Source organism: Georgenia wangjunii (assembly GCF_036421975.1).
GTDB lineage: Bacteria > Actinomycetota > Actinomycetes > Actinomycetales > Actinomycetaceae > Georgenia_A > Georgenia_A wangjunii.
On record NZ_JAZGON010000018.1, the window covers coordinates 1 to 10,255 of the forward strand.

Sequence of the window (10,255 nt, forward strand, 5' to 3'; positions counted from 1 at the left end):
GCCTGACCCCGAGCCGGAGCCGCTCGAGGTCTCGGTCGAGACGTCCGCGCGGTGCGTGGTGGGCCGTACGGTCCTCACGGCCCGGGTGACCAACGGTGAGGGTGTGCCGGTCTCGGCGGAGGTCGCCGCGGCCTACGGCACGCGCTCGACGGAGTCCCTGGCGGCGGGCAAGAGCGTGCTCCACGCGTTCACCACCCGCCTCGGCCAGGTCCCCGCGGGTGAGATGTCGGTGACCGTCACGGCCGAGATCGACGGCGAGACGGTGACCGAGGTCATCGAGGTGCCCTACGCGGCACACTCGTGCTCATGACCCTCTGAGCACGTGAGTGACGCGTGACCACCTGAGCACGTGAGCAGGTGAGCAAGTGAGGGGCGGTGGCCCGGCAGCAGCCGGACCACCGCCCCTCGTGCGTCCCCCCACATCCGCGCGGTGGCCCTGCTGGGGACCGGCTCGGCCTCGATCGCGTCGGGGGACCGCGACCGACGGTGCCGACGGCGTGACGAGGAGTCGACCCTGGGTGCGCTCGCGGGCCGGCGAGCACCCGTCGCACTCCGACGTTGTCCACAGATTTCGCCGGAGCTCGTGACAAGGGGCGGGGTGGCGGTCTACGTTTCCAGACCTGAGCGCCGGACCTCGCGGCGCGGAGCTCCGTTGCCGGCGGCTCGGCGGGTCACTGACCGCCGGACCGGCGTGCACGGGCGGCCGCCCGTCGCGTGCGCCGTGCGCCGCACGGGAGGGGGTCCGCGTGAGCCAGGCGACGGTGCTGCTCGAGGACGAGGTCCGCGAGCTCATCCGTCGGCGTGGGCTCGACCCGGCGCGGGACGCCGACGGCGTCCGCGCCCTCGTCGCCGCGGCCGTCGCCGACTACGACGACCGCTCCCTCGCCGGGCTCGTGCCGCCGGTGAGCGACCTCGAGCAGACGACGAAGGACCTCCTCGACGCCGTCGCCGGCCTCGGTCCCCTCCAGCGCTACCTCGACGACCCGACGATCGAGGAGGTGTGGATCAACGAGCCAGGAAAGGTCTTCATCGCCCGCGGTGGCCGCGCCGAGCTGACGACGACGATCCTCACCGAGACCCAGGTCCGCGACCTCGTCGAGCGGATGCTGCGGGCCTCCGGGCGCCGCCTCGACCTGTCCTCGCCCTTCGTCGACGCCTCCCTCACGACCGGCGAGCGCGTCCACGTCGTCATCCCGGACATCACACGCTCCTCGTGGGCGGTCAACATCCGCAAGTACATCGCCCGCGCCTCGCGCCTGGCAGACCTCGTCGCGCTCGGCTCGCTCTCCTACCAGGCGGCGGCCTTCCTCGACGCCGCCGTCATCGCCGGGCTCAACGTCCTCGTCTCCGGCGCGACCCAGGCGGGCAAGACGACGATGGTCAACGCGCTCGCGGGCGCGGTGCCGGCCAGCCAGCGGATCATCACGTGCGAGGAGGTCTTCGAGCTGCGGCTCGGCAACCGCGACGTCGTCGCCATGCAGTGCCGCCAGCCGAACCTCGAGGGAGCGGGCGAGGTGCCGCTGCGCCGCCTCGTCAAGGAGGCGCTGCGCATGCGCCCGGACCGCATCATCATCGGCGAGGTCCGCGAGGCGGAGAGCTTCGACATGCTCATCGCCCTCAACGCGGGCATACCCGGCATGTGCACGGTCCACGCGAACTCCGCCCGCGAGGCGGTGACGAAGATGTGCACGTTGCCGCTGCTCGCGGGAGAGAACGTCTCGAGCCGGTTCGTGGTCCCCACCGTGGCGGCCGCCGTCGACCTCGTCGTCCACCTCGATCTCGACCGGGAGGGCCGGCGGGCCGTCCGCGAGATCGTCGCGGTCACCGGCCGCGTCGAGGACGGTGTCGTCGAGACGGCGGAGATCTTCGTCCGTGAGGACGGCACGCTCGTGCGGGCCGGGGGCTTCCCCGGCGGGACCGAACGCTTCGAGTGGGCGGGGTTCGACGTCGCGGCGCTCCTGGCGAGCGGGAGCGGGCGGTAGCCGTGGGGACCGTCGTCGGGCTCCTCCTCGGGGCGGGGCTGCTGAGCATCTGGTGGTCGTTCTGGCCCTCGACGACGCCCGCACGCCGTACGGGCACGACGTGGCGCGAGCGGACGCAGGACCTCCTCGTCCAGGCCGGGGCACCCGCGGTGAGCCCCGCGGCACTCGTCGGGACCTCGGTGGCGCTGTCGCTGGTGACCTTCCTCGTCTCGACCGCCGTCACGGCGTCACCCCCGATCTCCGCCTGCTTCGCGCTCATGGCAGGCGCGGCCCCGAGCGTCCTCGTCCGGGCCCGAGCGCGGCGGCGGCGCACGGAGCTGCGCGGTGTGTGGCCGGAAGTGGTCGACGATCTCGTCTCCGCCATCCGCGCCGGGATGTCCCTCCCGGAGGCGCTCATGGCGCTCGCCGAGCGCGGGCCCGAGGAGGTGCGAGCCGAGTTCGCGCGCTTCGGCGAGGACTACCGGGCCACGGGCCGGTTCGCCGACGCTCTCGAGCAGCTCAAGGCGCGGCTCGCCGATCCCGTGGCGGACCGGATCATCGAGGCGCTGCGGATCACCCGCGAGGTGGGCGGCACGGACCTCGTCCGGCTCCTGCGCACGCTGGGCCAGCTCCTTCGCGAGGACCTCCGCACCCGTGGAGAGCTCGAGGCCCGCCAGAGCTGGACCGTCAACGGGGCCAGGCTGGCGACGGCGGCACCCTGGATCGTCCTGCTCATGCTCAGCACCCGGCCCGAGACGGCGACGGCGTTCAACAGCACCGCGGGCGCCGTCGTCCTCGCCGTCGGGGCCGGCGTCTCCGTCCTCGCGTACTGGCTCATGGTGCGGCTCGGGCGCCTGCCTGAGGAAGCCCGGGTGCTGCGGTGAGCCCGGTCGCGCTCGGCGCCCTCGCCGGGTTGGGGCTCGGGCTCGGGCTGTGGCTCGTCGTGTGGCGCGTGTCGGCGGCGCGGCCACGCCTCGTCCACCGCGTCGCGCCGTACCTGCGCGAGCGCCCGCGGACCTCGCGGCTGCTCGACGAGCCGCGCGGCCACACCCCGTTCCCGACCCTCGAGCACCTCCTCGCCCCGCTCCTGACCGACGCGGCGCGCGTGCTCGAGCGCCTCGGCAGCACGTCAGTGAGCATCCGGCGCCGGCTCCAGCTCAGCGGCGGTGCCATGACCCTCGAGCAGTTCCGCCTCGAGCAGGTCATCGCCGCCGCCCTCGGGCTGGCCGGAGGGCTTCTGCTCATGCTCGTCATGGGCGCGGCGCGCGGCATCTCCCTCGTCCCGGCGCTCCTCCTCGTCCTCCTCGCTGCCGTGGGCGGCGCCGTCCTGCGCGACCAGGTGCTCAGCCACCAGGTCTCCGTGCGCCAGGACCGGCTGCTCGCCGAGCTCCCCGCCGTCGCCGAGCTCCTCGCGCTCGCCGTCAGCGCGGGGGAGGGACCCGTCGGTGCGATGGAACGGGTGAGCCGGACGACCCGCGGCGAGCTGACCGGGGAGGTCGAGCGCGCCCTCGCCGAGGCACGGTCGGGCGTGCCGCTCGCGGTCGCGCTCGAGCGCATGGGCGCGCGGACGTCGCAGCCTGCCGTGGCGCGCTTCGCCGAGGGCGTCGCGGTGGCGGTCGAGCGGGGGACCCCGCTCGCCGGCGTGCTCCGCGCCCAGGCGCAGGACGCGCGCGAGGCCGCCCGGCGCGAGCTCATGGAGACCGGCGGGAAGAAGGAGATCGCCATGATGGTGCCGGTCGTCTTCCTCGTGCTCCCGGTGACCGTGCTCTTCGCCCTCTTCCCTGGGCTCGCCGTCATCCAGGTCGGCCTATGAGCCGCCGCCATGCCCCTGCCCTGCCGAGAGAAGGAGAGAACGATGCGCAGAAGGTTCCACCGGGTGACCGCCGTCTGGCGGCGACGTCTCGTCGCCGAGGACCCCGAGCGGGGAGACGTCCCCGGCTGGGTGCTCGTCACGCTCATGACCGCGGGGCTCGTCGTAACGATCTGGCTCCTTGCCGGCCCGGCCCTGACGAACGTGTTCAACACGGCGATCCAGCGCGTCCTGTCGATCTAGCTGGAGCCGGGCCTGCCGGCCGGCACCGGGTCGCGGCCGACGGCGAACGCGGGTCTGCCGTCGTCGAGTTCGTGCTCGTCTCGGTGCTGCTCGTCGCGCTCGTCGCGGGTGTCCTTCAGCTCGCGCTCGTCCTGCACGTGCGCAACACGCTCATCGACTCCGCGAGCGAGGGCGCGCGCCACGGTGCGCTCGTGGGCGGGTCGTCGGCTGCCGCCTCCCAGCGCACGCGCGACCTCATCGACCTCTCGCTGGCCTCACGCTACGGCGACGACGTCGTCGCGTCCGAGGTCACCCGTGGCGGCCTCGACCTCGTCGAGGTGCGGGTGCGGGCGCCCCTGCCGGTCATCGGGCTGCTCGGCCCCAGCGGGGTCCTCGACGTCACCGGCCGCGCGGTGCGGGAGGAGTGAGCGTGCGTGCGGGGGCGACGGCCCAGCGCTCCTGGACGAGGCCCGCGCCGTCGGAGCGGACGAGGGCGGCGGCGCACCCGCCGCGAGCGGAGCGCGGAGAGCCACCGCGTCGGAGGGCGATCGGGACGGTGGTGCGGGCGGTCTCCCGACGGCTGAGCGCCCACCGGGCCGCGGCGCCGGACCGCGGGAGCGCCGTCGTCGAGTTCCTCGGCGTCGCGCTCGTGCTCCTCGTCCCGCTCGTCTACCTCGTCCTCACGCTAGGGCGCATCCAGGGCGCGACGTTCGCGGCCGAGGGCGCTGCCCGCGAGGCGGGGCGCGTCATCGCGCAGGCGGACGAGATGGACGACGGCGTCGCCCGAGCCCGGGTCGCCGTCGAGCTGGCCTTCTCCGACCAGGGCATCGCTGTGAGCGCCGACGACGCGCTGCGCCTTACGTGCGAGCAGGACCCGTGCCTGACGCCGGGCGCAGAGGTGCACGTCGAGGTCTCCACCGCCGTCGGGCTGCCGCTCGTGCCGGAGTTCGCGCGCGGCGTCCTGCCGCTCGAGGTCGCGGTGAGCGCGCAGCACCTCGCGGTCGTGCCCGAGTTCGGACCGGCACCGTGAGGCGCGTCAGGGGCGGCGGCGGCCACGTCGAGGGCGTCCCGGTCGCTGCCAGGGGCGAGGACGGGCAGATCACCCTGCTGGCTCTCGGGTTCGCCGTGCTGGCGCTCGCGCTCGTCCTCGTCGTCGTCAGCGCCTCCGCGGTCCACATCGAGCGCAAGCGCCTTCTCGCCCTCGCGGACGCGGCCGTCGCCGACGCGGCGGACGCCGTCGACGTCGGGGCGTACTACGGCGGGGGCGCCGCGGCTGCGCCGGGCGTCCCGCTGACGGACGCCTCCGTGCGCGCCGCCGTGGACGACCACCTCGCCCGCTCACCCATGGCGGGGCGCTTCGCGGGGCTCGCGGTCGTCGACCCGACGGGGAGCCCGGACGGCCGCCGGGCTGAGGTCACGCTCGTCGCGCTCGCGCGACCCCCGCTCGTCCCCTGGGTGCTCGCGCCGTGGTCGGACGGCATCGCGCTGCGGGTCAGCTCGACGGCGCGGGCAGACTGACATCGGCAGGGTGCGGGAGGCAACGGGCCGCGCCCGCTCGGGGCCTTACTGCTGCGTGACCTGACCGGCTCCGTGCGCGCGGTCTCGAGGACGTGACCGGCCGGGACCGGCGCCGCCGACGGCGCCTGTCAGAGGGCGACGACGACGTCCGCCCGGTCCCGGGTGCGGGCGACGAGCTCGGCGTTGACCTCGTCGGAGCGCAGCACCCACTCGCGCGCCGCCTCGGGTGACCGGCCGTGCTCGACGTGCCGGCGGATGAGGCGCTCGACGCGCAGCCCGTCGTCGATGTCGACGTACCAGACCTCGTCGAGGAGGGGCCGGACCGCCGCCCACGCGCCGTCGTCGTGCAGGAGGTAGTTCCCCTCGGTGATGACGAGCGGGACGTCGGTCGCCACGGGGATGGCGCCGGCGATGGCCTCCTCGCGGTGCCGGTCGAAACGAGGGGCGTAGACGGTCTCGGGGCCACCGGCGCGCAGGCGCTGCAGGAGAGCGACGTACCCGGCGGCGTCGAACGTGTCGGGGGCGCCCTTGCGGTCCCGGCGGCCAAGCCGGTCGAGCTCGGCGTCGGCGAGGTGGAAGCCGTCCATGGGGACGAGGACGGCCGCGGGGGCGATGGCGGAGACGAGGGTGGCGGTCAGCGTCGACTTGCCGGCGCCGGGGGAGCCGGTCACGCCGAGGAGGCGCCGCGGACCCGCCTGCGCGAGCCGTCGGGCGCGCCGGGTGAGGGCGTCGGTATCGGCCCCGGAGATGCGTGTGATCATCGGCGTCACCCTCCCGAGAGTAGCGGCGGGCCACAACGATGCGGCGACCGGGCGAGCACGGGCGGTGGCACGGGCGTCGGCGCACCGGCGCCGTCCCCCTGAGCACCGACGCACCGTGACCACCGCTCGCCATGGGGAGCGACGGTGCCGGTAGGCCACCTTCTGCACGGTCGGAGCATTTCTCGCCTTGCGACTGAATACTCCGCACGCACTTATGGCGCCGATCAGCGGAAAGATCATTGACCGTGCTCGGAAGTCCGGCTAACGTCGGTTGGTGCCCAGCGATGGCGGCAAGGACGTCGCATCGCTGCTTCTTGGCCGATCAGAGGAGTGAGGATGCTTCGACGTACCGCTGAGCCCACACAGGGCGCAGCACCCGGTCTGCGGCTGGCCCGCAGAGCCGTCGCCGCGGTGAGCGTGGCCGCCGTCATGGGCGCAGCACTGGCCGCGCCCGCGGCAGCCGACCTTCCCGCCCAGGTCCCGGGCGTGACCCTGCAGACCTTCCAGCTCGCGAGCGACCCGGGCGCCGTGTGCACCCTGCGGTCGGCGACGACCCCGAACGTCGACAAGGTCATGCCGACCATCGACTGGAGCACCGACGCCGACTTCGGTGCCGCGGACACCTTCATCACGCACGCCACGGCGAACCTCACGGTGCCCCAGGACGGCGAGTACGCGTTCCGCGTGACGAACGACGACGGTGCGCTCGTCTACCTCGACGACCAGCTCATCATCGAGAACGACGGGCCCCAGGACTCGACGTCGAAGGAGGCGACCGTCAACCTCACGGCGGGCGTCCACTCGGTGCGCATCGAGCACTACGAGGGCGGCTTCGGCCAGCGGCTCACCCTGGCCTGGCGGACGCCGGGGAGCAGCAGCTTCGTCGTCGTGCCCTCGACGGCCCTGAGCACCGACCGCGACGTCGTCCGCGTGACGGCCCCCGGCGTGAAGTTCTGCGAGGGCGCCACGGACACCCCCGGTGACGGTCTGCGCCTCTACGACGTCAACCCGAGCTACACCCTGACCGACCTGCGTCCGGAGGGCTTCAACCCCGCGGTCTCGGCGCTCGACTTCACCGAGGACGGCGACCTCGTCGTCGTCACCGCGGGACAGGTGAGCCCGGGCGGCTGGCAGCCCGACCCCGAGACCGGCCAGGTGTACATCCTCGACGGCGCCCAGGAGGCCGACGGCCCCGAGGACGTGACCGCCCGCCTCGTCCACGACAAGCTCTTCAACCCCATGGGTGTCGACGTCATCGGCGACTCCATCTTCGTCTCGGAGCGCGACGGGCTCACCGAGCTCGTGCCCGACCCCGCCTCGGCGGACCCTGCGAACCCGACCTACATCCGCAACCCGGAGTACACCGACGGCAAGTTCGCCACGTGGCCCGACGGCGGCAACTTCCACGAGTTCGCCTTCGGCCTCGTCCACGACGAGGAGAACTTCTACGTCAACCTGTCCGTCGCCATCAACAACGGCGGCGCGTCGACCAACCCGCAGCCGGCGGCGAACCGCGGCACGACCGTGGCGATCGACCGCGAGACCGGCGAGATCGACTTCATCGCCGGCGGGCTGCGCACCCCCAACGGCATCGGGTGGGGCGGCACCGACGGCGACGACCTGTTCGTCATGGACAACCAGGGCGACTGGCTGCCCAGCTCCAAGCTCGTCCACATCAAGCCGGGCCGGTTCTTCAACCACTACACCAACCCGGCCGGGCCCTTCGACGACCAGCCGGTGACCCCGCCGGCCGTGTGGGTCCCCCAGAACGAGATCGGCAACTCCCCGAGCGCGCCGTTCCAGCTGACTCAGGGCCCGTTCGCCGGGCAGATGCTCTTCGGTGACGTCACCTACGGCGGCCTTCAGCGAGCCTTCCTCGAGGAGGTCGACGGCGAGTACCAGGGTGCGGTCTTCCGCCACACCGCGGGCCTCGAGGCCGGCGTCAACCGCACCATCGTCGGCCCCGACGGCGCGATCTACGTCGGCGGCATCGGTGAGGGCGGCAACTGGGGCGAGTCCGGCAAGCTGCGGTACGGCCTGCAAAAGCTCACCCCCAACGGGACGAACACCTTCGACATGCACGAGATGCGCGTCGTCGAGGGCGGGTTCGAGATCGAGTACACCCAGCCCGTCTCCGCGGAGACGGCTGCCGAGATCGCCGACGCCTACCAAATTACCCAGTGGCGTTACGTCCCGACCGCCAGCTACGGCGGCCCCAAGGTGGGGGAGGCAGTGCTTCCCGTCACCGGCGTCGAGGTGTCCGAGGACCGCCGGACGGTCACGCTGGCCATCGACGGACTCGCCCCCGGCCACGTGGTCCACGTGCGCTCGCCGCGGCCCTTCGAGGCCGAGTCCGGCGACGAGCTCCTGAGCACCGAGGCCTGGTACACGCTCAACTCCCTGCCCGGCTACGTCGCGCCGGCAGACCGTGGGTACTACGAGGCCGAGGAGGCGACCCTGCTCGGCGGCGCCAGCATCGCGACCGAGCACAGCGGCTACTCCGGCACCGGCTTCGCTGCCGGCATCCAGAACGTCGGCGCCGAGGTCCGCTTCACGGCCACGGTCGACGCGGCCGGCACCCACCCGGTGAACCTGCGCTACGCGAACGGGCCCAACCCGTTCGAGGGCACGAAGGACGTCTCGCTGTACGTCAACGGCGAGAAGGTCGGGCCGTGGGCGCTGCCGAGCACCGGTACGTGGAAGGACTGGGGCACCGTGACCCGCGACGTCGAGCTCGACGCCGGGACCAACACGATCTCCCTCCGTTACGACACGGGCGACGACGGCAACGTCAACTTCGACGTCCTGTCGGTCGGTGCGCCGGACATCTGTGAGCCCTTCGACACCGAGGCCGGGTACACCGCCCTCTTCGACGGCACCCTCGCGACCTTCGAGGACTGGAGCCTCGCCGGCGCCGGGTCGTTCGGCCGCTACCAGGACTGCTCGCTGCGCTCCGAGGGCGGGATGGGCCTGCTCTGGTACACGGGCCAGGAGTTCGGGGACTACAGCCTCAAGCTCGACTGGAAGCTCGTCAAGGACGACAACGGCGGGATCTTCGTCGGGTTCCCCAACCCGGGCAACGACCCGTGGGTCGCGGTGAACCAGGGCTACGAGATTCAGGTCGACGCCACCGACGCCGACGACCGCACCACCGGTGCGGTCTACACGTTCCAGGGAGCAGACCTCGAGGCCGTCGAGGCGGCCCTCAACCCGGTCGGCTCGTGGAACAGCTACGAGATCGTCGTCGAGGGCGACGACACGATCAAGATCTACCTCAACGACGTCCTCGTCAACGACTTCACGAGCACCGACCCCGCCCGTGACCTCAGCTCCGGCTTCATCGGGGTGCAGAACCACGGCGGCGGCGAGACGGTCTTCTACCGCAACATCCAGATCGCCAACCTCGCCGACCTCCCCGAGGAGGTGGCGCCCGCAGCGGTGACGTTCGCCGACGAGGGCGGCGCGGAGAACGACACCTTCACCATCCCCGCGGTCGAGGGCGTGGAGTACGTCGTGGGCGACGCGGTGGTCGCGGCCGGGACGTACCCGGGCTCGGGCACGGTGACGGTCACGGCCCGCGCGGCCGAGGGCTTCGTCCTCGCCGAGGGGGCGCAGGCCGAGTGGGTCCACACCTTCGACGCCACGCCGGCGGAGCCGGTCCTGGTTCCGGTGGAGCAGGTCTCGGTCCAGATGTTCTCGCTCATCCCGTGGGTGAACGCCGACGGTCTGCCGGCGGTGCTCGAGCGTCTGGCGAGCATCGGGTTCGAGAACATCGAGCCTTACGGCGGGAACTTCAACGGGTACACCGCTGAGGAGTTCCGGGCGATGACGGATGCGCTGGGTCTGCGTGTGCCGTCCTCGCACTACGACACGAACGAGGCCAGCTTTGACGAGACGCTCGCGTTCGTGGAGGCCCTCGGTCAGGAGTACGTGGGTTCGGGTGGGTTCGCCTCCCCGGGCATCGGCTCCTACGAGAACACCCT

At 72.8% G+C, this 10,255-nt stretch carries 9 protein-coding genes and 1 pseudogene; 9 read left to right on the forward strand and 1 reads right to left on the reverse strand.

What is annotated here, in order from left to right:
• The 8 genes and pseudogenes from V2J63_RS15555 to V2J63_RS15590 all read left to right on the forward strand — a co-directional run.
• Nucleotides 1–310 (forward strand): annotated as a pseudogene (locus tag V2J63_RS15555) (PQQ-dependent sugar dehydrogenase); the annotation flags it as partial.
• 436 nt (nucleotides 311–746) lie between these two features.
• Entirely contained in the window at nucleotides 747–1,982 is a 1,236-nt protein-coding gene (locus tag V2J63_RS15560) for a TadA family conjugal transfer-associated ATPase (RefSeq protein ID WP_331231906.1), read from the forward strand.
• 2 nt (nucleotides 1,983–1,984) lie between these two features.
• Entirely contained in the window at nucleotides 1,985–2,845 is an 861-nt protein-coding gene (locus V2J63_RS15565; protein WP_331231907.1) for a type II secretion system F family protein, read from the forward strand.
• Entirely contained in the window at nucleotides 2,842–3,774 is a 933-nt protein-coding gene (locus V2J63_RS15570) for a type II secretion system F family protein (RefSeq protein WP_331231908.1), read from the forward strand. The genes V2J63_RS15565 and V2J63_RS15570 overlap by 4 nt, the downstream gene beginning before the upstream one ends.
• Before the next feature lie 42 nt (nucleotides 3,775–3,816).
• Complete coding sequence (locus tag V2J63_RS15575) at nucleotides 3,817–4,014, forward strand: hypothetical protein (RefSeq protein WP_331231909.1); 198 nt, start codon at nucleotides 3,817–3,819, stop codon at nucleotides 4,012–4,014.
• On the forward strand, nucleotides 3,945–4,421 hold the full coding sequence (locus tag V2J63_RS15580) for a TadE/TadG family type IV pilus assembly protein (protein ID WP_331231914.1): 477 nt from the start codon (nucleotides 3,945–3,947) through the stop codon (nucleotides 4,419–4,421). Before V2J63_RS15575 ends, V2J63_RS15580 begins: the two co-directional genes overlap by 70 nt.
• A gap of 128 nt (nucleotides 4,422–4,549) precedes the next feature.
• Entirely contained in the window at nucleotides 4,550–5,023 is a 474-nt protein-coding gene (locus tag V2J63_RS15585) for a pilus assembly protein (protein ID WP_331231910.1), read from the forward strand.
• On the forward strand, nucleotides 5,020–5,511 hold the full coding sequence (locus tag V2J63_RS15590) for a pilus assembly protein TadG-related protein (protein WP_331231911.1): 492 nt from the start codon (nucleotides 5,020–5,022) through the stop codon (nucleotides 5,509–5,511). The genes V2J63_RS15585 and V2J63_RS15590 overlap by 4 nt, the downstream gene beginning before the upstream one ends.
• 128 nt (nucleotides 5,512–5,639) lie before the next feature.
• Here V2J63_RS15590 and V2J63_RS15595 read toward each other — a convergent pair whose 3' ends face one another.
• On the reverse strand, nucleotides 5,640–6,272 hold the full coding sequence (locus tag V2J63_RS15595) for a nucleoside/nucleotide kinase family protein (protein ID WP_331231912.1): 633 nt from the start codon (nucleotides 6,270–6,272) through the stop codon (nucleotides 5,640–5,642).
• Between the two features lie 336 nt (nucleotides 6,273–6,608).
• Here V2J63_RS15595 and V2J63_RS15600 point away from each other — a divergent pair.
• A partial coding sequence (locus V2J63_RS15600) for a 3-keto-alpha-glucoside-1,2-lyase-like domain-containing protein (protein WP_331231913.1) occupies nucleotides 6,609–10,255 on the forward strand: 3,647 nt, incomplete at its 3' end.